The following is a 24,840-nucleotide window of genomic DNA, read 5'->3' as shown; positions in this document are numbered from 1 at the left end:
ACTCACTAGTCACTTCTTTTCTTTTTATAGTCTTAATTAGGCCAAAAAGGGGTATATTCTAAATAAGCAACACCCTATTAAAAAAGCTAGGGAGTGAATTATTTGAGACGTTATAATCCTTATAAATGGTGGAACCTCGTATTCTTTGTGGGTGTAATTATCGTAAATGTGCTGGCGGTAACCTTGCCTTTGGGCGGAAACAGTACAGGAGAAATCTCTGACAAATATAAGACTTACATGACTCCTGCTGGCTACGCGTTCTCCATTTGGTCGCTGATCTACCTCTTGTTAGCCGGTTTCGTTATTTATCAATTCCGCTCCTATACAAGTTCTAGGGATTCTGTACGAGCTATTTCGTTCTGGTTTATCCTGAGCTGTGTTTTTAATATGAGCTGGCTTTTCCTCTGGCAGTATCTATACATCGAGCTTTCTTTGATTGCCATGGTGTTAATGTTAATTTCCATCATTGTTATCTATCGCCGAACGCGCCAGATTGCAAATCCTACTTCAGGTGAGAAATGGCTGATCAAGCTACCCTTTAGTATATACCTTGGCTGGATCTCTGTGGCGACTATCGTGAATGTTAGCGTTGTTCTGGAGAAAAATCATTGGGATGGGTTTGGACTTAGCGGGATAACCTGGGCCGTGATCATGCTCTGCGTGGGGACACTGCTTGCGGTGTTAGTCAGCTACCCTAACCGAGACAGCATCTATCCTCTGGTCTTCGTATGGGCTTTCATCGCGATCGCCTTGGAACATAGAGAAGCTAATGCAGTCTTTGTAACGGGCACAGTAACGGCAGGTCTTCTGCTGCTCTACAGCATTTGGCTATTGCTCACACCACGCCGCAGAAGATACAGCAGATACTGATTGTCCTCTTGATAATATAAAAGGCAGGCTAAGAAGGTGATCCTCCTTAACCTGCCTTTTTTTGTAGAATAATCTAGAAGTGCGAAATCATATTTATTTCTTACGTGCTACCGCTTCGATCTCAACAAGTCCGTCTTTGGGCAGCCGAGCAACCTCAATGGCACTGCGGGCAGGATAAGGTTCTTTAAAGAAAGTGCTGTAAACCTCGTTAACTGCTGCAAAATCATTCATATCTTTTAGGAATACGGTGGTCTTCACTACATGATCCAGTGATGCACCAGCTTCCTCAAGAATAGCTTGTACATTGCTAAGTGCTTGACGAGCTTGTTCCTGAACGCCTTCAGCCAAATTCCCTGTCTCGGGATTAAGGCCCAGTTGTCCTGAAGTGTATACCCAACTACCGGTGGTAATGGCTTGACTATAAGGACCAATGGCTCCTGGTGCTTTTGTAGTAGCTACTTGTTTTTTACTCATCTTGTTACCCCTCTCCATTAAACGCTGATCATTTATTGTCCATTGTAAGTCCTGTTCTCACCGTAATGCAAATTTATTAGCAGCCCGAAAAACTTAACGTTTTCCAATCACATGTATTACTTCATTCGTGTAGATATGCAGACCATGCGTGTCAGCAGAGGCAATATTAACCATAGCTCTCGCCACAGTTACACCAGGTATGGCACGATATTTAGCCGCTTTGCCAACCATCACAAACTCCAGTGCTTTCATCAATCTAGCCGCGACGCGTTCTCCCAGTCTGAATTCCTCACGATGACCCAGCAGCAAGGATGGCCGAAACAAATGCAGCCCTTGAAAACCGATTTTGCTTAACGCTTCCTCTGCTCTCCCCTTAGTCCGACTGTAGAAATTGCGCGATTTGGCATCTGCCCCCATGGATGAAACAACCAAGAACTGTTTAACACCGTGATCTCTCGCAATAGCAGCAGCTGCAAGCGGATAATCCAGATCGACACGTTCGAACTGCTCTTGTGAACCTGCCTTCTTGATCGTAGTCCCGAGGCAACAGAAGATGGAATGAACGCCTTCGAACGAATCGCTATACTCCGCCAGGCTCTCCCAATCCACAACGATTTGCTTAAGCTTAGGATGTTCTAAAGCTAATGGAGTCCGTACAAGCACTCTCACCTCACCCCAACCTTCACGATTCAGCAATTCCTCCGTAACCGCTTTCCCTACTAATCCAGTAGCCCCTAATACCAACGCAATCCTTAACATGGAATAGTCCCCTTTACTTCTATTCGTCCTTTAGAATACGACGGCCCAGCAGGAAGGCAAGAGCGATCATAAGCGTTCCCACTACCAACTGCATACCGTATACTTGGGTCCATTGCGGCCAGTGGGCAATTTTTTCATACAGCTGTCCCCCAATAAGCGGACCAAAAAAGGATGATAAACCCGTAAGCGCCGCATAGGTCGCCATATACATAGGCCGTTCTTTTTTCGGCGTGTCTCCAATAATAAAATTAAAGGCCAGCTGGTTGAAACCGCCTACACCTACACCAAAAACAATATGAGCGGCAAACAACACCAACAGCATCGGCAACACAGACAAGAGTCCCCACATCAACGAGGACAAGGCAATAATCGGCAACGTAAAGAACAACAGACGTTTATTGCTATATTTTGCATTTAGATTACCCCAAACGTAGAAACTAGCCATCATAAAAAGAGTCTGGGACACATTAAGCAGTGATAACGTTTCATAATTTATATGAAGTAACTGCAACATGACATACGAGTATAGCGGAACAGTTAAATTCTGCAGCAGCAACCAGGCGGCCAGAAACAAAGTAGACTTCATAAATAAAGTATCTTTAAGCGGTTTCTTAAACATCGGTAAAAATTTATGTTCTTCCGATTTCTCGAAAGGCACGTCGGGATAAAAAAAGAATACAACGACGTTAGAGATCGCGAAGATCCACACAACAATATAAAGAATCAAAAAGCCATGGCTCCCGGGATAACGATCCAAAACGATACCCCCACCATACATTACCAGACTACCGAGTGCATTCAGGAACGTATTACGAATCCCAAAATAGCGTCCACGCACACGTGCCGGAACAAGATCGCTGATCACAGAGCTCCACAGCACACCACCCGCCGTATTGGCAATAAAAGCAGTAGTATATAAGGCTATAAAAGCCATGACCCAATACTCTTTAGGAAAAATAAACGGAATTAGCCCCGTAGAACTCCAAAGTATCCTATGCAGGCCGATAAAAGTAACCATAGCCCATTTGCGGCTTGGCAGCTTCTGAATCAAAAAAGCTACCCCGATCTGCATCACGTTAACCAAAGTGGTAAGCGCTAGCACAAATCCAATTTGACTTGAAGTGGCTCCTAAATATAGCAGGAATCCTGTTAGAAACTGCCCTTGCAGCAGGACCTGGAAAATGGTCGATGGCACACCTTCCCAGGTAGCAATGCGCAAATTCCTGCGATGTACTGAGGTTTTACGGACACGCTTTGAACTAGTAACTGTGTGCTTAGTTTCCATGTTGTTCATAGAAAGGGGTAACACTCCTTTGATGCGGCATTTGCTTCATTCTACTCCGCATCAATCTACTGTCAATACGCCAAATTAACAAATAATATTGGAGCTTACTCTTCTATGAATTCGAGGGGTAAATAAAGCGAAAAACGACTCCCTTTACCCTCCTCACTTTCTAAAGTAATGAACCCTCCGAGCAGTCTGGCCAAATCATTACTAATAGAAAGTCCTAATCCTGTTCCGCCATATTTTCGACTAATTGTTCTATCCGCCTGTTGGAAGGCTTCAAAGATCATGGCATGCTTCTCTGGTGCAATACCTATCCCACTATCTTCTACCTCAAATACAATCCAATGCTTCACAATAGCTCCTTCCCCACGTTCCTCTTGGCGAATACGGAGTGCGACATGGCCAGACTTTGTAAATTTAAAAGCATTAGAGAGCAAATTACGCAGGATCTGCTGAATCCGCTGTGGATCAGAATGAATCATTTGCGGGATATTTTCTTCCATAGCAATAGTAAATTCCAATTCCTTTTGTTTAGCCGTGACAGCGAATTGCATAGCCAGGATCTCTGGGATCTCAATAACACTTAAATCTTCATTTATAATATCCAATCGACCTGCTTCCACTTTGGAGAGATCTAATATATCGCCAATTATCATCAATAATTCTTCACCAGAACGGCGAATAATGGCTGCATACTCACTCATTTCTGCTTCCGTAAGAGAATTATCATTGTCTTCAATTAATTGCGATAAATTAATGATGCTATTCAGTGGTGTTCGAAGCTCATGAGACATATTGGCCAGAAATTCGGATTTAAATTGCGAAGCCATCATTAACTGATCGGCACGTTCTTCAAGCGCTATCTTATTCTTATGCAGCTCCTCCGTCTGGGCGGACAGTTGTTCATTAGCACGCTGAATCTGCACATTCCGTAAGAGTCCTAATTGAAAGTCACGAATAATTAAGGAGAATAGAACACTTAGAATCAACCCTGCAGGGAAAGTAATCGGCATAATCTCTCTTATGTACTCTGGGGCGGGAATCACACCAAACACCATAATGTTGATTGCATTCATTACATTTACGACTAGAATCACGATCAAACCTTTGTTCACTATGCATAAGCTAGATCGTCTGACCCAGTAGCTAAGCGCAGCACAAACAAATCCTAGAATGGACAAATTAATTGTACCAGCCATTGCTGCCTCATTTACTCCAAAAGTTAACCGTGTAAGACCTGTTCCTATACCAATCAAAACAAGAATGAAAGGATGCGGATAAGCCAGCGTTGAAATAATAAGTGGCACAAAACGTAAATCAAAAATCACATGCTCATCCAGCCTATATCCAAAAAGAGTACTAATCCACCCGGCAAAGATGGCTAGTAATACCCAGCTTACTTTCTTTATTCTTACACTTGCATTTGAAATGGTGCTTTTATATATAAGATTAGCCAAATAGGCTACAGCTATTAGCATCGCGGTGTTTCCAAAAAATATTTTAAGATAACCCATAGATTCACTCCCACCTTGGCAAAATAAATTACAACTTTCATCTCATAATACTACCATACTAAAGCCCTATTCGATAACTAACCGCCCACGGACGCAGAAGAAGAGCGCAAATCAGATGCGATTTGCGCTCTTCTTCTGGAATTTTATTATAGACGTCATTAGTAACGAATTAATCGCGGTAGGATCGTCCCCAAGTTTGGTACTCTTTTTCCGCGTCTTCTTTCGTGTGTCCATAACGTTCTTGTAGTTTACCTACTAATTTATCCTTTTCACCATCAATTACGTCAAGATCATCATCTGTAAGCTTGCCCCATTGCTTCTTGGCCTCGCCTTTGAGCTGTTTCCATTTCCCTTTAAATACATTGTTGTCCATTATAAGCTCATCTCCTTAGCTGAATTAATTAGGGTAGGATCGTTATCCCGTGTTACCTTTACTTACCCTTCCCCATTCGCTATGAATCTTTCCGCCATTCATGGCATTAGCAAATTAAGTCGTATTCTGTCACATATATTTTTTAATTTATGTATTCAAATCTTTTAAAATTTGATATAATCCAGATATAAATTAAATATTTAATTTTTTAAGTGATTTATTTCACAAATGTTTTCCTAGTCCATGTGCTAGAATGCCATCGGAGATAAAACAACATCATTAAATTTTTTTCTAATCTATGCCGATATAAGTCATGATACTGTTACAAACGGGTAATGAGGTATGAGATTAAAGTGACAAATATCATTTATAAAGTGATTTTTATCACTTCGCTCGACTATTAAAATGTTTTACATTTTAATATATATATTTTAAACTATATTTTTGGAGGTCATTTGAAATGAAAAAAGCTTCTGTTATCTTGTCGAGCGCACTTATCCTTGGATTGCTCGCAGGTTGTGGTAACAACACAGACAACGCCGCAGCCCCTACTAACGCACCAGCTGAAACAACTGCTCCTGCAACAAATTCCGGTAACGCTGGAACTGAAGCTGGACAGTACAAAGACGGAGTTTACTACGGTACTGCTGACGTTGATGCTAAAACTGGCTGGCAATATTTCGCACTCTTAACTGTAGAAGGTGGAAAGATCACTAAAGCTGACTGGGATGCCTTTAACGTTAACACTGCAGGCGACCTGAAGAAAAAGGTTTCTGAAGATGGTAAATATGGCATGAAAGCTGGCGGTGCTTCTTCTGAATGGCACGAGCAAGCAGCTAAAGCTGAAGAATTCCTGATCGAAAAACAAGATCCAGCAGCTATAACTTTTGATGCTGAGGGGAAAACTGATGCCATCTCTGGTGTATCCGTACACGTATCTGACTTTGTAAAAGCTGCTCAAGCTGCTCTTGCTGCTGGTCCAGTAGAAGCTGGTCAATATAAAGACGGAGGCTACCATGCTGAAGGCGAAATGGACGCTGAATCCGGTTGGAAATCCACTGTTGACCTGACTGTTGCTAACGGTAATGTTGTAGCTGTTAAATTCAGTGGTTTGAATGCTGCTGGCGATGACAAGAAGCAATTCTCCGTTGATGGTAAATATGGTATGAAAGCTGGCGGCGCTTCTGCTGAATGGCATGAAGAAATCGCTTTGGCTGAAAAATACTTCCTTGAAAACAAAGGTACTGCTCCAACGCTTGATGCTGAAGGCAAAACTGATGCAATTTCCGGCGTGAGTATTCATGTTGGTGAATATTTTACACTTGCAGAAAAAGCACTCGAAGGCGCGAAATAATTTCGCAGGACCTTCTGCAGCTAATCAGACGAATGAGGTGAATTTCTCTTGAAGAAAATAGTCATTTTGGGCGGCGGCTACGGCGGCGTACTCACGGCTAAGAAACTGGCAAAGAAATTTAAGAAAAACAAAGATGTTGAAATTACACTGATCGACCGGAATCCATATCACACTCTATTGACTGAGCTGCATGAGGTTGCCGCGAACCGTGCTCCAGAGGATTCAATCAAGATCGATCTTAAGAAAATTTTTGCGGGCCTTAAAGTAGATGTTGTTCTTGATGAGATCAGCAATATCGATTTCAAAAGCAGAAAACTTAAGTCCGATAAAGCTACCTACGCTTACGATTACCTTGTAATCGGCACAGGTAGCAAACCAACCTTCTTCGGTATTCCAGGCGCAGAAGAAAACACCTTCTCCTTCTGGTCTTACGATGATGCGGTAGCATTGAAACGCCAAATCCGCGATATGTATACCAAAGCGGCTATGGAGAAAAATCCAGCTGTACGCCGTGCTATGCTGACCTTCGTTATTATCGGTGCCGGCTTTACTGGTGTCGAGCTGGTTGGTGAAATGGCTGAACAACGCGAGGAATTATGCAAGGAGTTCTTTATCGACCCATCCGAAGTAAGACTGATTGTGGCTGATATGGCTCCGAAGATTCTGCCTATCCTTCCAGATAAGCTGATTCAAAAAGCTGAAGCTCGCCTTCGTAAGCTGAACGTGGAAATCGTTACTGGCGCTAAAATCACCGAAGTAGGCAATGGTAGTGTTGCCCTTGGTGAGAAAAACGTCGTCGATTCCCAAACAATTGTTTGGACTGCTGGTGTTGAAGGCTCCGAAATCGTTGGTGGACTTGAAGTTCAACAACAAGGCCGCAAACGGATTGTTACGAATGAGAACCTGGAAAGTGTAGATCATAAGAACGTCTACGTAGTAGGGGACAACATTTTCTACATTCCTGAAGGTGAAACTCGTCCTGTACCACAAATGGTTGAGAACGCTGAACAAGCCGCTCCGATTGTTGCTGGCAACATTGCCGCCGACATTCAGAACACTGCTAAAAAAGCTTACAAACCAGGTTTCCACGGTACAATGGTCTCCATTGGTAGCCGCTACGGCGTAGCTAACGTTGGTCTGCCAGGTAAGTTCTTTATGCTTACTGGATTCATGGCAATGCTATCCAAACACTTTATTAATATGTTCTACCTGTCTCAGGTTGTCGGATTCAATAAAGTATGGACATATATGATGCATGAATTCTTCCATGTTGAGAACCGCAAGAGCTTCTTGGGTGGTCACTTCTCCAAACGTTCACCTAATTTCTGGCTCGTTCCACTTCGTGTTCTACTTGGGGGTATGTGGTTATACGAAGGTATTGAGAAGATCCAAAAGATTTGGAAAGATCCAGATAAGATTTTCTTGATTCCAGCTGCTCCTTTTGCAACGGATGCTTCATCAGCAGCCAGTGTTGCAGTAGATGCAGTTAAAGACACCGTAGATGCACAATCTGCAGCTTCAGCAGTATCCACTGCAAAAGAAGCAGTTGAAGCGTTGCCTGTACCTAACTTCGTATACAACATTACAAACTGGTTCATGGATTTGATGTTCTACAACAACGACGGAAGTTATACTTTCCTCGCGAAATGGTTCCAAATCGGTATGGTATGTGCAGAAATCGTCTTCGGTATTATGCTCATCGTTGGTCTCTTCACAGCACTTGCTTCTATAGCGACCGTAGGCATGTCGGTCATGATTTGGTCAACCAAAATGGCCTCGACAGAAATGTTATGGTACGTTGCTGCTGGTATTGCCTGCATCGGCGGATCGGGAAGCACACTTGGTCTAGACTACTATGTACTTCCTTGGCTTAAGAAACAGTGGAAGAGAATTCCGCTCGTCAGACGATGGTATCTATACACCGACTGATAATAAAACCCTGAATTTGTGTAATTTATCATATAGAACATATGTGCAAATTGTATTTTATTAGGGTTAAATATGGATATACTTCAGAGTAATGTGTCCCTAGGACACATTACTCTCCTTATTTACAAGAAGAAAATAACCTTCCTAATCCTAGGAAATGGTGGTTTTTTCTTGAATGAATGGTTTTGTAGGGATGATCGGGGTATGGTTTCTTCCGGCAAAACCGACAAGAAGGAGAGAATCTTGTGAACAAACAACTCATAGAAGATACCCTCCGGTTGTTGCATACTGAAATGTCACCTATTGCCGGAATTGAGCTTCAGCCCTCTCCGGCTGCATGTGAACAGCTAATCTCGGTACTGGAACGCCATGATCTGGAATACAGCCGCAAAGTCAATTTGCTGGGTATTTACACTATTCTCACTTTGGCAGCAGAGCGCCATATGGAATGTATCCCACATCATCCCGACCTTACACGCAACATTTTGGATGGAGATTATTTGTATAGCTTTTACCTGCAGTTTGCGGTGAAATGCCGTGAGCTCGACTTAGTTGCTTATCTAGCTCCTTCGATCAAAAAAATGCAGATTAGACGGTCAAATGGAGACTTCGCGGAACATGATCCAGCTACTGGAATCGAAGAGTTCTTGATTCAAGAGTGCAGACAGCGTAGTCGCACAAGCAAAGCCATTTGACAGGTGGGATCCATAAATGAAGCTGCATGAGGCCTTAAATATAGACATAAATGAAATCAACCGCGAAATCGTAAACCTTGTGACGCGTGATAAAGATGTACCTAAGAAATCTCAGCTCGCGCAAAGTGTTCTAGAGCTTATAAATTCCGGTGGTAAACGCCTTCGTCCCCTCATGGTCATTGTTGGCAGTCGGTTTGGCCGTAAGGATACCGGTCGCAGAGCGCTTCAATTAGCTGCTGCTGCTGAATTTATTCATGCCGCCTCATTAATTCATGATGATATCATTGACCGTTCTGAGTTACGGCGGGGCGTACCCGCCTTACATATTAAGACGGGGACATTGTCAGCAGTACATGTTGGTAATTACATGTCCGCTCGGGTCATCGAGCTGCTGAGCAAATATACAGGAGATAAAAACAGATACGTTCATGACTTATCCTCTGTAGCCACCGCTCAGCTGTGTCTGGGTGAATATCAGCAAATGGAACATGCTTTTGATTATGAAATTACAATGGATCAGTATTTGGAGAAATCCTTAAACAAAACCGCTCTTCTTATGGCAACCTGCTTACGGGTTGGTGCACTGTCCACTGAAAGCACCGAAGAAGTTGCCAATCTCCTTTATAATTTTGGAGAAGCCTTAGGGATGTCCTTTCAGATACAAGATGACCTGCTAGATTTCACACAGTCCGCCGATGTCCTAGGCAAACCTGCCGGTAGCGACCTGCGACATGGTCAGGTCACCCTGCCAGTGCTGTACGCCTTGCAGGACCCTAAGCTCTCGCCTGTGATCCGTGCAATCGGCCCGGATTCTTCCGACGCTGAAGTAGCACATGTGCTCACCCTAATTAACAATAGCGATGCCCTCGCTCGCGCTGAACGGGTCAGCCAGAACTATCTGGATAAAGCTGCAGCTATTGTGCAGCAGCTCTCCTCCTACCCGGCGCATGCTGATCTGGAAACGTTGCTGCAATATTTTGCGGACCGTGATCGCTAAAGCGTACGTTCTAATACAAATAAAAACGGATACCTCCCATTCACTTGGGGGTATCCGTTTTTTGCTTTAAACAAATCATTTCATTGATCTTGCCGCAAATTCAAACTGCTATTTTTCTGCTTCAACAAGACAAGCTAAACACGCAAACGCAGCGTAGCGCATATGAGCTAATTTAGTCATTCTACTCCATCGGATATAATTAGGGAAAACCTCCCTAAAATTAGCTAATAATCGTTCGAAAACCACGATATTAGGGAATTCCTCCCTAATAAAGTCCACTTTAGCATGCTTTTAAAAGTAACCAGCTATATTTCAGGGAGAAATTCCCTAAAACAGAGTCAAAGGATAAAAAAATCAATAAGATTAGGGAGGTTTTCCCTAATCTTTGCATTCAACTCGTAGCTTCCCCCTTGCAGAGCGGGGAACCGAGTCAACACAAAAAAGGAAAGCTAGCGTAGCCAGCTTTCCGATCCCCTTGCCTCCCCCTTTTGGGTAGGCTATTGTCTTTTGTTGTTAGTTTGAGGGCAATGTGCCAATGCTCAGCCAGCCGGCTCACCAAAGCCAGCTCCCTAACTAACATAGAAAAAATCAATCAGCGTACACAATAATATCACTATGCTGATTACCTGATTTAGATTATAAGAAGCCACCTTCATCAGCTTACGATTCGAAGGTTTTATAATCTTATGCTCGGTCATCAGGAGCACTGTAGCGATGCCAATCCCAACTAGATACACCCAGCCGAGATCCTGCCATACGTATAGAAATAATAGCAGCATAATCATAATGAAATGTAGACCTTTGGCGATACGCAGCGCATTCTCTAATCCAAAGAAGCTCGGAATAGACCATAACCCATGCCGCCGGTCAAATTCAATGTCCTGAGTGCCGTAGATAATATCAAATCCGGCAATCCAGAGCATAACTACCGTCCCGATCACAAACGGGGTAAATGCGATATTTCCGGTTACGGCAAACCATGCACCAATCGGTGCGGAAGCAATAACAAAGCCTAAATATAAATGGCTTAGAAAGGTAAAACGTTTTGTATAAGAATAAGTCGATATTAACACGATTGCTACCGGCGATAAGAGCAGGCAGAGCAAGTTCAGCATGCCTGAAGCCACAATAAAGATGGCATAATTGACAATAACAAAGACTACCACTTCTTTTTCTGCCAATAACCGTTGTGGCAAATGCCGATGTGCCGTACGAGGATTCTGTTCATCAAACGTACGGTCTGCCAGCCGATTGAATGCATTAGCGCCATTACGGGCACCGATCAATGCAATCAGACCCCAGATCATCACATGCCCTGATGGCCAGCCCCCAGCAGCCCACACCATCGAGATAATGGCAAACGGCAGTGAAAAAAGCGTATGAGAGAACATCACCAGTTCACTGAACATTTTAAGCTTTAGGCCTGCAGTTTTAAAAATGTTTAGAATAGCCATTCGTTTTCCTCTTTCTTCGCTACTTGAAATTCATTATATTAGTCATTAAGCTCCGCAAGGACTTCATTCAGGTTGTTAAGCAGCCCGTCGATATCCTCTTCCGTAATAATCATCGGCGGTTGAAAGGCTAGTACGTTGCGTCCTATGCCATTTTTGCCGATCAGGTATCCTCTGTCTTTCATCGCTTCCAGTACTTGATCTGTAAGCGCCGCAGAGCCTTCTGCATCCTCACCAGCAAGCTCCGCTCCCAACATAAGCCCAATTCCCCGTACATCCACAATAAGCGAAGGATAATGGTCTTGAAGGGTCTTTAGCCCTGCTTTCAATCGTTCTCCGAGCAGCACTGAGCGTTCAGGAAGCCGTTCATCGCGAATATAATCAAGCACAGCCAGCGCCGTTGCAGCAGATACCGGATTACCTCCAAAGGTGGAAGCCGACGGACGGTTCAGCGCGAGTGCAATCTCATCCGTTGTCGCAAAGGCTGCCACCGGAATTCCATTCCCCAGTGCCTTGGCCATACTAATAATATCGGGCACTACGTCAAAATGCTCCATAGCAAATATTTTGCCTGTACGACCAAATCCAGTTTGAATTTCATCAGCGATCAGAAGCACGCCGTATCTCTCCAGCAACATTTTGACCTCACTGAAATAGGTTGGCGTTGGCATAATCATACCACCATTGCCTTGGATTGGCTCTACGATCATTGCGGCGATAGTATTCCCCTTCTCCTCAAGCACTCGCTCCAGAGATTCCAAGGATAGTGCAGCGGCTTCCTCCAGAGATAGTTCTGGATGATATGGGCGAGGAATAAACTCAACGTCATGATCCAAGTATTTATCGGTACGCCACATCGGCAGACCTGTCACGCTCATAGTTAGATTGGTACGGCCGTGTAAACCACTTTCCAGTGCAATGAACCCCTTGCGTCCTGTATACATCCGGGCGAGCAGCAGTGCGCCTTCATTTGCCTCTGAGCCGCTGTTCACGAAAAAGGTTCGGCGTAGACCGCCTGGCATAACCTCTTCCAGACGTTCAGCCAAATCCACATTTGGCTGAGTTAAATAGATCGTAGACGTATGCTGCAGCTGCTGCAGTTGCTCAATCGTACGTCCAGTTATGGCTGGATTGCAGTGCCCACAGGCAACTACAGATACACCTGCGAAGAAATCTGTATATTGTTTGCCATGTTCATCATACACAAACTGCATCGAACCTCGCACAAGCTGAGGCGCATCGCGGTAAAAATGCTGTGTACACGGATAGAAATATTGCTTACGCTTTGCCGCTACGGCTTCTCTTCCGATGAATTCTTGTTGTTCCATGATTGATTCCCTCTCTTCTTGTGAAAATAGTAACTTATTCATAGAGTACTGTGCATTCTTCTTACTAGCAGACGGTATTTTACCCCAAAAAATAGAATTAGTTAAATTGCAGCGAACCTAGAGTATAACCCGCATAAATGGGCTCAAGACCACCTAGCATATCATCTTTCACTTCAGTACGATTCATAGCTTGTTGATAAGAAATTATAATTTCACGCAACTGCTGAGCGCTATATGTCGCTCCTTCAATACGGAAACTAGATATGCCTAGATCAATCATCTCACCAAGCAACGGTAAATAGCAGAGCTCTTTCGCGAACAAAAGATGGCAACGGCCGTGCTGATCACGATATACCGGATTTTCACCTTTGTCTGTTTTTAGAACCAATACATTATTGTGCACATATTGATTATCCTCTTCAGCGATAGGCTCCATTACTTCAGTATTCTCATAAAGATCATGTTCCATATACATTAGTGCAGGTGTACCATGTACAACAACTTCCAAAGGCGTGTCACAACGTGAGGCAAAGGTAGCAAAGTGACCCAGCGTCATTTCCGGTGAAACCGAAAGCTGAGTTAAACCTAATTTCGCATATAATTGGGCTGAAAGATGATTGTAGACATTTAAACTACCATCTCCAATTAACGGATAACCTGTAGAACTGTATCTGCGAATCGCTCCCAAATTAGTAACGATTAGACCGTCGATCGGCAAGCGTTCTCCACCAAGCAATTGATCATATTGATCGAAATGAAGCTCGGTCATCATGCGTGGCAACCCTAAATAGATTTTGCTATCGCCTTTTAGCTCACCAAGTTCCTTAATATCACGTTTTGTAAAAGGTCTATCCGGTTCAAATACATCCCCCGGCAAGTATAAACTATCCACACCCAGCTCCAATACTACGCGCGCCTGTTCCATATTATTCACACGTACAGCCAACTTAGCTTTTGTTGTCTTTGGTTTCTTTTCTTGTGCCAAACGTTCCCGCAATTCCTCTACACGTTTTTCAGATAGCTCACGTTCTGCGGTTGGTGTGCTAAATACTTTTCCAGTGCTATAGAATTTGCCCGTACCTTCATAACGACGGTTAATGTTAGCTAACCCTGGTTTACCAAAAGCATAAGCTGTCGAAAAGTCACGCTTGCGGTTGTTGTACAGCTCTTTAGTATCAACCGTACGATCAAAGCCAATCGGATCATCGATATATCGGTCAATGGCTTCGCCGTAGCTATTCGCCAGCATCACCATAAAATCCTTATCACGCATACGGCCTTCTATTTTGAAGGAAGTAATGCCTGATTCAATCAATTCCGGAAGATGCTCATACATAAACATATCTTTGACAGCCAGTGGATATTCAGCAGGATATACATATCCGTCTTTTTTAACCCGATAATCCCAGCGGCAAGGCTTCATACATTTTCCCCGGTTGCTGCTCATGCCAAAAACATGGGAACTGAAGTAACAATTTGCACCATGCACAGAGCACATATCCCCGTGAATAAAATATTCCAGCTCCATACCACTCCGCTGACCAAGCAGCTTAGCTGTCTGCAGGTCCATTTCCCGCGAGGTAACTACACGAGTTACACCCAGATCACGCAGCGCATAGATCATCTCCAGGTTGTGAACATTCATCATTACAGAAGAGTGAATAGGAAGGTTAAGCTCCATCTCCCGAATAAGCTCCAACACTGCCATATCCTGAACAATCAAGGCATCTGGCCGAGCACCATCAAGGAAACGCAAGTATTCTCTAGCTTCCTCCACATCTTCCTCACTAAAAAGATTATTCACAGTGATATACACTTTTTTGTCTAGACGGTGTGCGATATCAAGTGCCTCTATGATCTCTTCATGAGTAAGATTATAACCTTTACGCATCATTCTCATATTCAATACAGGTCCACCAAAATAAACTGCATCACACCGTGATTGGATCACTTCCTTGAAAATCTCAAACGTTCCTGCGGGTGCGAGTAATTCGACTTCTCTACCGTTAAAATAACGTGCCATTCAAGTTCCCTCCCAAGTTGATACTACTAATAGGGAATGAGTATTATAACAAAGCTACTGCAATTCCCATGACCACAAACATCCCAATAAAAACAGTATCGAATTTGCCCCACCTTAGGCGGTGATACCGACTGCGGGGAGCATCCATGCGAAAACCGCGGGCCTCCATGGAATACACCAGATCCTGAGCACGCCTAAAAGCACTGGCGATAATCGGGACCAGCAGGGAGACTAACATCCGTCCCTTTTCCTTCAAAGGCAGCTCTTTCAGATCGGCTCCCCTTGAGGCCTGCGCTTTCATTATGATCTGCGATTCATCTAGAATCGTAGGAATGAAACGAAGTGAAATGCTGATCATCAGCGTGATACGGTCAGGGGATAAGCCAAGCTTTTTGAAGGGTGTCAAGATCCCCTCCAGCCCTTGATTCAGCTTCCCCGGCGTTGTTGTGAAGGTCAGAAGCGCTGTAAAGGTGATAAGAAAGAACATGCGGATGACCGAAAATGCCCCTAATCTTAGCCCTCCCTCATAGATAGACCAGGAACCAAGAGTCAGCATTACCTCCCCTGTCTTTACAGACACCACCTGCACAATAAAGATAAACAACATTAAATAACGTAAAGGCTTAGCTGCTTTCAGGAAGTATTTAAGCGGAATCTTCGTTGAAGCCATAACGGCTATCGAAAAAATAGCCAGCACAGCCATGGCCATCCACGAACGTGAGAGCAGGATAACAGCTACGTATAATAGCATGCCAGTGATTTTGGCACGAGCATCCAGCTTGTGCACCCACGAACCGGTCTCAATACTCCGACCTAAGATCAGTTTCTCATTCATGGTCATCCCTCTTTCCATCGGGCTTACCAGTGCTTATTGATTCCGCTGGCAGCGAAGCTATAAGCTCTGCCAGACTCTCAGCCGTCAAGCGGGGGGCTTCATCCACAAGACCTAAATGATCAGCAACTGCACGCCAGTAACGAAGGGACTGTGGAACCGTCAAACCACACTGTTCCAGAATTGAAGGATCATCTGCAAGCGCCTTTACACTGCCCTGAAACGCCGTGCTGCCCTCTTTAAGTACAACCCAGCTGTCCGCATAGGGCAATAACTCATCCATCCGATGCGTGACGATAATGATCGTTCTGCCCTGCTCACGACATAATCTCTCCAGCAAGCTGATTAGCTCTGCACGGCTAATGGGATCAAGCGTTGCCGTGGGCTCATCCAGAACGATGACCTCAGGGTCCATAGCTAGCACGGAAGCGATAGCCGCCTTACGCATTTGTCCACCGCTCAATTGGAAAGGATTCCGCTCTAGCAGTGCGAGATCCAGCCCCATATCTGACATGGCCTGACGTGCACGTGACTTTGCCTCTTCGAGACTCATGCCGAAATTAAGGGGACCGAAAATGAGATCCTTCTCGACCGTATCTTCGAACATCTGCTGCTCCGGAAATTGAAATACCAATCCGACTCGGCGGCGCAGTGGCATTAGCTTAGGTGACTTCTCACCAGCCTGAATAGTTACATCAAGCACTTTTACCGTACCCTCGGTTGGTTTCAGTATCCCGTTAAACAATTGCAGCAGCGTCGATTTACCTGAGCCCGTCGCCCCCGCAATACCAACCATCGAGCCAATGGGTACACTGAGGTTAATGTCCCGGAGCGCCGTCAGCTTCCAGAGGCTTCGGTCAGCGTAGGTGTAACTTACTTGCTGTAATTCTATGGCCATAACGTGTCTATAAGCTCCTTTTCACTGGTCGGGACATCCACATGAATACCCTGGTTCTGCAGCTCGCGTGCAAGGCGCCAAGGATAAGGTTCACGCAGATGGCATTTTTCCAGAAGCTCCTCGTTCCGGAACAACTCCGCCGGTGTAACATCTGCAGCCAAACCACCTCCATGCAGCGCAAGCACCCGATCCGATGCCAAAATCTCATCTGCATCATGCGTAATCATGAGGATCGTGTACTTCCCTTCTGCCCGCATATCCTGCAGAATACCGAGAAGGTCATTTCTGCTTCCTTCATCCAACATAGAAGAGGCCTCGTCAAAAATGACGATGCCTGGTTCCATAGCAAGAATGGAAGCGATAGCAACACGCTGCTTTTGACCTCCCGACAGCTCACCCGGATGCTTGGACAACAGATGATTTATTCCTAGTCTCGTCGTATAGGAGTGCAAACGTTCAGCCATCTCTTCGTACGGCAAACAAAGCCCTTCCAGGCCGAATAGGATATCTTCCTCTACAGTGGCTCCAATAAACTGATTATCCGGATTTTGGAACACCATTCCGATACATTGCCGAATGCTTCCGATCGTTTCCTCACTAAGCAGCATGCCACTAACCACAATCTCACCAGCCCCCTTAGGCAGCAGAGCATTGAGCAGCTTGACCAACGTAGACTTCCCGCAGCCATTAGGACCAACCAAGCTGACCCATTGTCCTTGAGAGATAGATAACGTTATATTGTGAAGAATCGGATGCTCGGGATCATAGCCAAACGATACCCCATCCAGAGAGATGACTGCTTGTCCCTCTCCCTCTAAGTCTTGACCTTCGTATGATTCATTCATGTTAGTCATCCTTCCGCTGATGTGACTAATCAGTCCAAAAATTCTTCAAACAGCGATATTTTTGACAATGACGCCACCAAATAACGGACTGCATAGCCCACGGCAATTCCTGTTACTACCCCAGTGATCAGCAGCATGGGAAGATAATAAAAAATACTAAGTGATGCAAATACCATAGAAGCTGCCAGCAGCTGACCGATATTATGCGCAATCCCACCGGCTATACTAATTCCGATCAAGCTTATACTCTTACCTTTGCCACTAATCAGCATCAGCACAAACATAACAACAAAGCTAAAAAGTGAACCAAATAAACTAAACAGCAAGCTTGAGAAGGTACCTAGCAGAAATGCAGTAAGCAGTGTTTTGAGGATGACAAGCAGCAAAGCATCCCGTCCACGTAAAAAGTAAATACAAGTCAAAATCATAATGTTGGCCAGTCCGAGCTTAGCACCCGGCACCAGTCCCATCCCGGATAACGGAATCTGTGCCTCTATTAAACTTAACACTACTGCTACTGCGGCGAAAATCGCAATAATCACTGTTCTTTTTAAAGCTGTTGCAGATTCACTACTGGACATAGGCATCTATATCATCCTCCCCCGACGCACTGGTGATTTCGACTAATACTCTATGCGGTAGACAGACAATCGTCTGTTTGGGCAGGGTAATAAAACCAAAACCTAGGCAAACTTTATCAGCGCAATCGGCATCGTACATTTCAATCCCGTAATCATGCACCTTCAAAATGTTATAGCCGCGTTCCGTGCGGACCTCAATGGTTTGTTCTTCTTTTGTAAGCTTTACCGTTTTAAATAACTCACCGTCCACCGTTACATTGGCTATGAGATTTTTACCGGCCCCACCTTTGTCATCATTGTCCGAAAACCATCTCGGTACGAGAAAAGCGAGCGCAGCAATCAATACGATGGAAATCAGCCACACATCTGCGCGTTTCATAAAAATCTCCCTTATTTTTTAATTAAAATCCAGACTTATTAATTATAACGGTCTACCCTCAATCCTTCAATCAATGTTGGAGTTTATTGTCAGTTTTAGAGAGCTGTTCACAAAATAGGCACGCAAAATAACCCCAGCAGACACAACCCATTCGTCTCTGGCATTTTCAGTTGAAGTTTGTAGCGTTTGCAAAAAAATCCAACTTACATTTTAGCCCATTTGCACCGAGATCGCCCATCTCCTCTGGTTTACTAGCTTTTCCGGAATAATTCACAATTAACCCAATTTAAGTTACTTTCAAAATCTAAGCGCCCCTTATCGAGGTTTGTTCCTCTCTAGAATCAAATAAACCTTATCTTGGAATTCATTATTATATTTGCCTTTTAAACAATAGTGTGTTATATTTATATGGTATTTGTTTTTCGATATATTGAATATCCCCACCAAGAAGATGTCAGGCCGACTATTATACACATCGGCATTTTGGACAAAGAGGCTTTATGTTTTCTTGCAGTACTCTTCCTTTTTATGAGATTAAATTCGAAATATAGCATTCCGATTCACACTGGCGCGGTCAATGGAGCCGCAAGGGCAAAAGAGAGGTAGGGCTTTTGTCGTATTGGAAGGATTATTCTCGCCACACGGCTGCTGGAAATAACAAGGAATCAAGACACCCGTTACTCACGAACGGCGGGGGATGAATATAACGAGAAAGCATGACGGTACGATCCTTATTCAAGGACTACGTCATGTGTGGAAAAATATAGGCGCCCGATAACCGCTACCTAGCGGATATCGGGCGCTGTCTACGTTCAGGACTTATTTTACATATCGACTTATAAAAGCTGTTACTACATCTGTATACCCCGCCTTATCCGTATCATAAGACAATCCATGCCCCGCTTGCGGCACTATGAGCCTCTCTTTTGGACTCTGGCATGCCTCATACAATTCATTCATCATAGCAAAAGGTACAAAGTTATCCGCATCCCCATGAATAAAAAGAATCGGAGCCTTCGCTTTCCGCACTTGTTTTAATGCAGAGGCTTCACCAAAGCCATACCCCGCCTTCAAGCGGGTGATTAGACTTGCACTTTGAACGAAAGGGAAACTTGGCAAGCGATACATGCGTCGTAGTTGGTAAGATAATTGTGCTTTTACTGAGGTATAAGCGCAGTCCGCAACAATAGCTTTTACCTGCGGCGGAAGATCTTCCCCTGAGGTCATTAGCACTGTAGCACCACCCATAGAGACACCGTGAAGCACAATTTGAGCACTAGGCCCAGTCTTTTTAATCATGTATTCAATCCATTGCAAATAATCTTTTCGTTCCGGCCAACCAAAACCAATGTAATCCCCTGCGCTATCTCCATGCCCTCTTGCATCGGGAATTAGGATGTTAAAGCCTAAGTTCTCGTAGTAGATTTTGGCGTACGCCCCCATATCCTTTGCTTTACCTGAATAACCGTGGGCTAGAATGGCTGTGCGTCCCGCAGCACGATTAGATCGGAGTAAGTAACCTCTTAGTTTAAGTCCATCTGCAGATACGATCTCAATATTCTCGAAGCTCTGGCGAGAGACCCAATCCTTCCCCTCCCCCCAAGAAGCTCCGGCAACCGGAGGATCAGCCTTCAGATTAGGATTATTACTTAGAAATACCTTTGGCGCTCGTTTAATAGCAATACCATAGAAGAAAAATCCCACATAGATTAGAATCCCTATGATGATTACAGCGCTAATAATGAACCATATCAATTCGCCTTCGCCATCCCCTCTTCATTTCCTTTGCAACAAGAGTATACCATCTACTTAGAATGCACCAAACTATCGCAATCATGACATACAAATAGAGCCGCCATCGGAACACTCCCGAAAGCGACTCTATGTTGATCTACCCTTTATTATTTATTCTTTTTGGAGAACTTGGTTCTCATTAATAATCCGATAAGTGCAAAACCTAAACCTGCTACATAGTAAGGTGCAGGACTTGATTCACCCGTTTTTGGCAATTCCTTCACAGGTGGCTTTCCTAATGGGATCGTATCGTCCACTACGATGATTTCATCAGGTGTTGGTGTTGGCGTTGGTGTCACTGCCGGTACCGGACCTAATGGGATCTCATCATCATCAACAAGTACTTCTGTGCTATTCGACGGTGTTGGTACTGGCGCTGGTGTCGGCGAAGCTACAGGCCCAAGCGGCACAGGATCTTCTGCAAGAACTATAGTGCCAATTACGGATGATGGCGTTGGTGTCGGGAACACCGGAGTCTCTGGTGTCGACGTTGGTGTTGGTGTTGGTGTTGGTGTTGGTGTTGGTGTTGGTGTTGGTGTTGCTTCAGGCGTTACCGTCGGTGTTGGTGTTGCCTCAGGCGTTACCGTCGGTGTCGGTGTTGGCGTCGGCGTTGCCTCAGGTGTTACCGTCGGCGTTGGCGTCGGTGTTGGTGTCACTGTTGGCGTTGGTGTTGGCGTCACTGTCGGCGTTGGTGTCACTGTCGGCGTCGGCGTTGGTGTCACTGTCGGCGTTGGTGCCGGTGTTGGCGTCGGCGTTGGTGTTGGTGTCGGCGTCACTGTCGGCGTCGGTGTTGGTGTCGGCGTTGGCGTTGGTGTCGGCGTCGGCGTTGGCGTTGGTGTCACTGTCGGCGTTGGTGTTGGCGTTGGTGTCGGTGTTGGCGTCACTGTCGGCGTTGGTGTCACTGTTGGCGTTGGTGTTGGTGTCACTGTCGGCGTTGGTGTTGGTGTCACTGTCGGCGTTGGTGTCGGCGTTGGCGTCACTGTCGGCGTTGGTGTCGGTGTTGGCGTCACTGTCGGCGTTGGCGTCGGTGTCACTGTCGGCGTCGGTGTTGGCGTCGGTGTTGGTGTCGGCGTTGGTGTCACTGTCGGCGTCGGCGTTGGTGTTGGTGTTGGCGTTGGTGTTGGTGTCACTGTCGGCGTCGGCGTCACTGTCGGCGTTGGCGTTGGTGTCACTGTCGGCGTTGGCGTTGGCGTTGGCGTCGGTGTCGGCGTTGGCGTTGGTGTCACTGTCGGCGTTGGCGTTGGCGTCGGTGTCGGCGTTGGCGTCGGCGTTGGTGTTGGCGTCGGTGTTGGCGTCACTGTCGGCGTTGGTGTCGGTGTTGGCGTCACTGTCGGCGTTGGTGTCGGTGTTGGCGTCACTGTCGGCGTTGGTGTTGGCGTCGGACATGGTGTTGGCGTCGGTGTCGGCGTTGGTGTCGCTGTCGGTGTTGGTGTTGGTGTCACTGTCGGTGTTGGTGTCGGCGTTGGTGTCACTGTCGGCGTCGGCGTTGGTGTTGGCGTTGGTGTCACTGTCGGCGTTGGCGTTGGCGTCGGTGTCGGCGTTGGTGTCACTGTTGGCGTTGGTGTCGGTGTTGGCGTCACTGTCGGCGTTGGTGTCGGTGTTGGTCCAGGTTCATCACCATCGTATGGATAGTGGTGAAATTCACCACCACCAGTACCTTTGAGTGAAGCCGCCACTAAAGTACCGTTAATCTGACCATTAATAAAATCAACATGAGCATAGGGGGCAAGTATGCTTCCCATTACACCTATGCCTGCCATATCAAGATACGCAGCTTGGCTAAAGTTAAGCAAAATTTTCTTGCTGTTCAACACGTTATTAGGTAGAAATCCGAAGTTTTTCATTTTTACGTTAGAACCATCAATATTAATAATTGCAGTAGATCCTGAAGGAACATTTATTGTAATTCCGTAGGTATTAGAGACGTTATCTCCTGAAACATTAAAAACATTGACCGCAGGATCTGTACCTGTCAGGATAAGGCTGCCATATTGGTACACTGTTGTTCCATTCGCCGGCAATGCTGCAAGTTCTGCTGATTTGTCCTTCAAAGACTGACCTACTGCTGAAAAGTCAATCGTACTCCCCTGTCTTTTTGTACCACCCTTGAGGAGCGTTACATTCCCTGAAAAATCTCCCCCGTGCACGATATTCCCATAAACAGTACCTCCGTTGAAAGTAAGATTCCCTCCAACAACAAGTGTGTCAGTCAGGGAAACCTCTGCAGCGGTCAACCTATCTCCAACACTATAGTTGGTTAAGTTAACGTTACCTCCAGCAGCAAACCTTCCTTCCGTATCCGAAACTGTTGTTATATCCCCTAGAATAAACACGTTGTAGACCGCTGCAATTCCCAATGTAGAAGAACTACTTGCTCCAGCAACTCCAGCTCCCAATGAGGAAAGCCCACTACCTACCGTCAAAATCCCAGCTAATACAAGCGAGAGTAACGGTTTTATTCTTCTTTTCAAATGGCACACCTCCTAAAACTATGATTTATATTAATCAGAATAATTACCAGAAACTCTAAAGGACCTAACAACAAAAAAGACCGCCAAAAAGAAGTGAAATTCCCTTCTCATGGCAGTCGGACGGTCATTGTGCCTTTAAGACACTTTAGACTCCTGGACTTTGCGTCCCGCCCTTTCAGACGGTTTGCTATTATCATGACTATATATATGTATTACACTGCAAGTCCAGAACTGGTAGCTGAAGCATTCTATCCAATAACAGTCTATGACTTTTAATACTTTTGAATTAATAACAGTTTAGCGCCCGACACCCACAATTGTCAATCAATTCCTTTCGATAATTCCCCGCATTAGTACCACACAAAAAAAGCGCCTGAAGGCGCTTCGCATAAGGTTTTTCATTAAATTTTAAAGTAACTGTATATAGCCCAATATGGATATCCATAAGGGAATACTCAGAATTAAACCAAAAAACAATCCACGCTGGAGGCTGCCCTCTTTTTCCATCATAATTCTCCTTTATTTGCGTTCGATACATTAATTTTTATTATTACAATTTTTAATATAATTTATTCTTCGTTATTTAGTTGTGAATTTAATCACATTGGATAAGCTGTTTAGAAATACCATTGATTATTTTTGGAATATCGGGGTAGAATACGAATATACGTTCCTATTAGAGGTGATGAGATTCATGCATAGAGCAGAAAGCAGGGACAACATGCTGGTGAAATCTTATTTATTGCTTCCGATGATTTTATCAGCTTTCGAACGGGACTCCGCCATTTTATCTACACACTTACGAACACCCGCCCCTTATCTGGAGGTGCTTGGAACAGCTGCTGCAGTAGCTACAACAGATCTAAGGGATGTTCGTGCAGAAATGAGAAGACGGGGAATTAAGGTGTATGAGCAAAACAGACTTAATACTGGAATTGAAGCCAAGTATATATGTCGTGGCTATCATGAACGAATGCTGCTGTTGAATGACATTGTTGCGGCTCAAGCTGCCATCCATATGCGCAGATACCTAGGGCTGGATATTTCATCTTTTAAGAGTTACGAAGAACAGTACCAGATTAAGTAAAGCTGTATAGAAGCCGCTGCGCTCTCTCCCCCCAATCAATTAGTGAACAAAAAAATAGGCCTTACCATGGGAGTTGGCAAGACCTGAGAGAGATATACCACAAAACACTGGGGGGTGTTTGGTGTCTCTAATATATACCTCGAACCTGAAAAATAGCTGATAGGCACATAAAAATTACATTAAAAATATTGTTCGCCGTTCAGAAGTGATTAGAGTGCTCCCACAAGCTTAGCCGACCTTTAGCTGGAATTGGATGGCTTAATGGATGAACCCCTTCAAGCTTCCAGGCAAACCGTCCTTCACTATAGTCGCCAAAATCATATTCATTCCCATTGATCCATTCCCTTAAATCCACCTCTGGAGTAACCACATAACATCCCGCGAGCTGACCTGTAGCAATAATAGCTCCTGTCGGCAAATTATTCGCTGTATAGCCATGTTTCGCCAATACTGATTTGTAAGGTTCCTGTTCACAAATCTTTTTGTCAATCCTCATTCCGGCATGGATGCCTAACTCGCCGCGGTAGGCTGTTCTCCATGAACGAGTTTCAAACTCTTTTTCACCAAGAGCAATTAAGGTCGCCCAAGGCTGCCGTATTGTTATACACCGCATGATATTTATCCCCTTTGTTTATGTTGGACGTTTGTCACGGATGCCACGGATCTCGATCTCGCGTTGTGTAATCTTGTTCACCTTGACCTGATAAATAATCCCAACCGTTTGGTCGATACTCATTTCCATCATTGATCGCCTCTAAAATAAGAACATTTATTTTTATTATATACAAACAAAAGTTCTTATGAAAATATCAATACTACAGACATTCACCTGTAACTCCCCAGAATCAATAAAGGTCGTCATAATGGAAAGGCTGCTGTTTATTCTTATATTGGTAAT

The 24,840-nt window shown here is 44.8% G+C and carries 22 protein-coding genes and 1 riboswitch; of the genes, 6 read left to right on the top strand and 16 right to left on the bottom strand.

Features of this window, described 5'->3' with window-relative positions; genetic code table 11:
• Positions 1 to 102: 102 nt before the first annotated feature.
• Positions 103 to 870, top strand: coding sequence for a TspO/MBR family protein (locus NST40_RS02550; RefSeq protein ID WP_076124500.1), 768 nt, complete (start codon positions 103 to 105; stop codon positions 868 to 870).
• 93 nt (positions 871 to 963) lie between these two features.
• Here the strand turns inward: NST40_RS02550 and NST40_RS02545 are convergent, their stop codons facing one another.
• The 5 genes from NST40_RS02545 to NST40_RS02525 all read right to left on the bottom strand — a co-directional run bounded on the left by NST40_RS02545 (position 964) and on the right by NST40_RS02525 (position 5,278).
• Complete coding sequence (locus NST40_RS02545) at positions 964 to 1,344, bottom strand: RidA family protein (protein ID WP_036682524.1); 381 nt, start codon at positions 1,342 to 1,344, stop codon at positions 964 to 966.
• A gap of 93 nt (positions 1,345 to 1,437) precedes the next feature.
• Positions 1,438 to 2,103 carry an oxidoreductase gene (locus NST40_RS02540; RefSeq protein ID WP_076124502.1) on the bottom strand — a complete coding sequence of 222 codons (666 nt, stop codon included), beginning with the start codon at positions 2,101 to 2,103 and terminating at the stop codon, positions 1,438 to 1,440.
• 19 nt (positions 2,104 to 2,122) lie between these two features.
• Positions 2,123 to 3,388, bottom strand: a complete 1,266-nt coding sequence (locus tag NST40_RS02535) for an MFS transporter (protein WP_036682545.1) — start codon at positions 3,386 to 3,388, stop codon at positions 2,123 to 2,125.
• 104 nt (positions 3,389 to 3,492) lie between these two features.
• Complete coding sequence (locus tag NST40_RS02530) at positions 3,493 to 4,905, bottom strand: ATP-binding protein (RefSeq protein ID WP_076276037.1); 1,413 nt, start codon at positions 4,903 to 4,905, stop codon at positions 3,493 to 3,495.
• A gap of 169 nt (positions 4,906 to 5,074) precedes the next feature.
• Positions 5,075 to 5,278, bottom strand: a complete 204-nt coding sequence (locus NST40_RS02525; RefSeq protein ID WP_036682530.1) for a CsbD family protein — start codon at positions 5,276 to 5,278, stop codon at positions 5,075 to 5,077.
• A 460-nt stretch (positions 5,279 to 5,738) separates the two neighbouring features.
• On the opposite strand from NST40_RS02525, the gene NST40_RS02520 reads away from it, so the two are divergent.
• The 4 genes from NST40_RS02520 to NST40_RS02505 all read left to right on the top strand — a co-directional run bounded on the left by NST40_RS02520 (position 5,739) and on the right by NST40_RS02505 (position 10,253).
• Positions 5,739 to 6,632, top strand: a complete 894-nt coding sequence (locus NST40_RS02520; RefSeq protein ID WP_076124505.1) for an FMN-binding protein — start codon at positions 5,739 to 5,741, stop codon at positions 6,630 to 6,632.
• A gap of 48 nt (positions 6,633 to 6,680) precedes the next feature.
• On the top strand, positions 6,681 to 8,561 hold the full coding sequence (locus NST40_RS02515; protein WP_076124507.1) for an FAD-dependent oxidoreductase: 1,881 nt from the start codon (positions 6,681 to 6,683) through the stop codon (positions 8,559 to 8,561).
• Positions 8,562 to 8,806: 245 nt separating this feature from the next.
• Entirely contained in the window at positions 8,807 to 9,256 is a 450-nt protein-coding gene (locus NST40_RS02510) for a hypothetical protein (RefSeq protein WP_076124508.1), read from the top strand.
• Positions 9,257 to 9,272: 16 nt separating this feature from the next.
• Positions 9,273 to 10,253, top strand: a complete 981-nt coding sequence (locus NST40_RS02505) for a polyprenyl synthetase family protein (protein ID WP_076124510.1) — start codon at positions 9,273 to 9,275, stop codon at positions 10,251 to 10,253.
• A 569-nt stretch (positions 10,254 to 10,822) separates the two neighbouring features.
• Here the strand turns inward: NST40_RS02505 and NST40_RS02500 are convergent.
• The 10 genes from NST40_RS02500 to NST40_RS02455 all read right to left on the bottom strand — a co-directional run bounded on the left by NST40_RS02500 (position 10,823) and on the right by NST40_RS02455 (position 22,855).
• Entirely contained in the window at positions 10,823 to 11,707 is an 885-nt protein-coding gene (locus NST40_RS02500) for a UbiA-like polyprenyltransferase (RefSeq protein WP_076276036.1), read from the bottom strand.
• Between the two features lie 38 nt (positions 11,708 to 11,745).
• Positions 11,746 to 13,032 carry an aspartate aminotransferase family protein gene (locus tag NST40_RS02495; protein WP_076276035.1) on the bottom strand — a complete coding sequence of 429 codons (1,287 nt, stop codon included), beginning with the start codon at positions 13,030 to 13,032 and terminating at the stop codon, positions 11,746 to 11,748.
• Between the two features lie 97 nt (positions 13,033 to 13,129).
• Positions 13,130 to 15,055 (bottom strand): U32 family peptidase, encoded by a 1,926-nt coding sequence (locus tag NST40_RS02490; RefSeq protein ID WP_076276034.1) that lies wholly within the window; start codon positions 15,053 to 15,055, stop codon positions 13,130 to 13,132.
• Positions 15,056 to 15,098: 43 nt separating this feature from the next.
• Entirely contained in the window at positions 15,099 to 15,890 is a 792-nt protein-coding gene (locus NST40_RS02485) for an energy-coupling factor transporter transmembrane component T (RefSeq protein ID WP_076138201.1), read from the bottom strand.
• Entirely contained in the window at positions 15,883 to 16,785 is a 903-nt protein-coding gene (locus NST40_RS02480; protein WP_076124517.1) for an energy-coupling factor transporter ATPase, read from the bottom strand. The genes NST40_RS02485 and NST40_RS02480 overlap by 8 nt, the downstream gene beginning before the upstream one ends.
• Positions 16,776 to 17,630, bottom strand: a complete 855-nt coding sequence (locus NST40_RS02475; protein ID WP_076185195.1) for an ATP-binding cassette domain-containing protein — start codon at positions 17,628 to 17,630, stop codon at positions 16,776 to 16,778. The genes NST40_RS02480 and NST40_RS02475 overlap by 10 nt, the downstream gene beginning before the upstream one ends.
• A gap of 29 nt (positions 17,631 to 17,659) precedes the next feature.
• Entirely contained in the window at positions 17,660 to 18,217 is a 558-nt protein-coding gene (locus tag NST40_RS02470) for a Gx transporter family protein (protein ID WP_076124520.1), read from the bottom strand.
• Positions 18,201 to 18,590: a NusG domain II-containing protein gene (locus NST40_RS02465; protein ID WP_036681022.1), complete on the bottom strand. Its 390-nt coding sequence runs from the start codon at positions 18,588 to 18,590 to the stop codon at positions 18,201 to 18,203. Before NST40_RS02465 ends, NST40_RS02470 begins: the two co-directional genes overlap by 17 nt.
• A gap of 819 nt (positions 18,591 to 19,409) precedes the next feature.
• The gene (locus NST40_RS02460) at positions 19,410 to 20,345 is read right to left on the bottom strand and encodes an alpha/beta hydrolase (protein ID WP_305954094.1); all 936 of its coding nucleotides are present in this window, start codon (positions 20,343 to 20,345) and stop codon (positions 19,410 to 19,412) included.
• Positions 20,346 to 20,491: 146 nt separating this feature from the next.
• A complete protein-coding gene (locus NST40_RS02455) occupies positions 20,492 to 22,855 on the bottom strand; it encodes a choice-of-anchor A family protein (protein ID WP_342410381.1) in 2,364 nt (787 codons plus the stop codon).
• A 108-nt stretch (positions 22,856 to 22,963) separates the two neighbouring features.
• Positions 22,964 to 23,054: riboswitch (cyclic di-GMP riboswitch) on the bottom strand.
• A gap of 495 nt (positions 23,055 to 23,549) precedes the next feature.
• Between NST40_RS02455 and NST40_RS02450 the strand changes: the two genes are divergently transcribed.
• Complete coding sequence (locus tag NST40_RS02450) at positions 23,550 to 23,942, top strand: hypothetical protein (protein WP_051491249.1); 393 nt, start codon at positions 23,550 to 23,552, stop codon at positions 23,940 to 23,942.
• A 199-nt stretch (positions 23,943 to 24,141) separates the two neighbouring features.
• Here NST40_RS02450 and NST40_RS02445 read toward each other — a convergent pair whose 3' ends face one another.
• Entirely contained in the window at positions 24,142 to 24,555 is a 414-nt protein-coding gene (locus NST40_RS02445; protein WP_076179467.1) for an ASCH domain-containing protein, read from the bottom strand.
• Between the last annotated feature and the right edge of the window lie 285 nt (positions 24,556 to 24,840).

The sequence above is a fragment of the Paenibacillus sp. FSL R10-2778 genome (assembly GCF_038593035.1).
Taxonomy (GTDB): Bacteria; Bacillota; Bacilli; order Paenibacillales; family Paenibacillaceae; genus Paenibacillus_AQ; species Paenibacillus_AQ odorifer.
This window is presented reverse-complemented; position numbering and strand designations above follow the sequence as displayed.

Bases quoted from the DNA above. Each gene is read 5' to 3' on its own strand.
- NST40_RS02545 (WP_036682524.1), bottom strand. From the start codon at position 1,344: ATGAGTAAAAAACAAGTAGCTACTACAAAAGCACCAGGAGCCATTGGT.
- NST40_RS02540 (WP_076124502.1), bottom strand. From the start codon at position 2,103: ATGTTAAGGATTGCGTTGGTATTAGGGGCTACTGGATTAGTAGGGAAA.
- NST40_RS02535 (WP_036682545.1), bottom strand. From the start codon at position 3,388: ATGGAAACTAAGCACACAGTTACTAGTTCAAAGCGTGTCCGTAAAACC.
- NST40_RS02530 (WP_076276037.1), bottom strand. From the start codon at position 4,905: ATGGGTTATCTTAAAATATTTTTTGGAAACACCGCGATGCTAATAGCT.
- NST40_RS02525 (WP_036682530.1), bottom strand. From the start codon at position 5,278: ATGGACAACAATGTATTTAAAGGGAAATGGAAACAGCTCAAAGGCGAG.
- NST40_RS02520 (WP_076124505.1), top strand. From the start codon at position 5,739: ATGAAAAAAGCTTCTGTTATCTTGTCGAGCGCACTTATCCTTGGATTG.
- NST40_RS02505 (WP_076124510.1), top strand. From the start codon at position 9,273: ATGAAGCTGCATGAGGCCTTAAATATAGACATAAATGAAATCAACCGC.
- NST40_RS02500 (WP_076276036.1), bottom strand. From the start codon at position 11,707: ATGGCTATTCTAAACATTTTTAAAACTGCAGGCCTAAAGCTTAAAATG.
- NST40_RS02495 (WP_076276035.1), bottom strand. From the start codon at position 13,032: ATGGAACAACAAGAATTCATCGGAAGAGAAGCCGTAGCGGCAAAGCGT.
- NST40_RS02490 (WP_076276034.1), bottom strand. From the start codon at position 15,055: ATGGCACGTTATTTTAACGGTAGAGAAGTCGAATTACTCGCACCCGCA.
- NST40_RS02485 (WP_076138201.1), bottom strand. From the start codon at position 15,890: ATGAATGAGAAACTGATCTTAGGTCGGAGTATTGAGACCGGTTCGTGG.
- NST40_RS02480 (WP_076124517.1), bottom strand. From the start codon at position 16,785: ATGGCCATAGAATTACAGCAAGTAAGTTACACCTACGCTGACCGAAGC.
- NST40_RS02475 (WP_076185195.1), bottom strand. From the start codon at position 17,630: ATGAATGAATCATACGAAGGTCAAGACTTAGAGGGAGAGGGACAAGCA.
- NST40_RS02470 (WP_076124520.1), bottom strand. From the start codon at position 18,217: ATGCCTATGTCCAGTAGTGAATCTGCAACAGCTTTAAAAAGAACAGTG.
- NST40_RS02465 (WP_036681022.1), bottom strand. From the start codon at position 18,590: ATGAAACGCGCAGATGTGTGGCTGATTTCCATCGTATTGATTGCTGCG.
- NST40_RS02450 (WP_051491249.1), top strand. From the start codon at position 23,550: ATGCATAGAGCAGAAAGCAGGGACAACATGCTGGTGAAATCTTATTTA.
- NST40_RS02445 (WP_076179467.1), bottom strand. From the start codon at position 24,555: ATGCGGTGTATAACAATACGGCAGCCTTGGGCGACCTTAATTGCTCTT.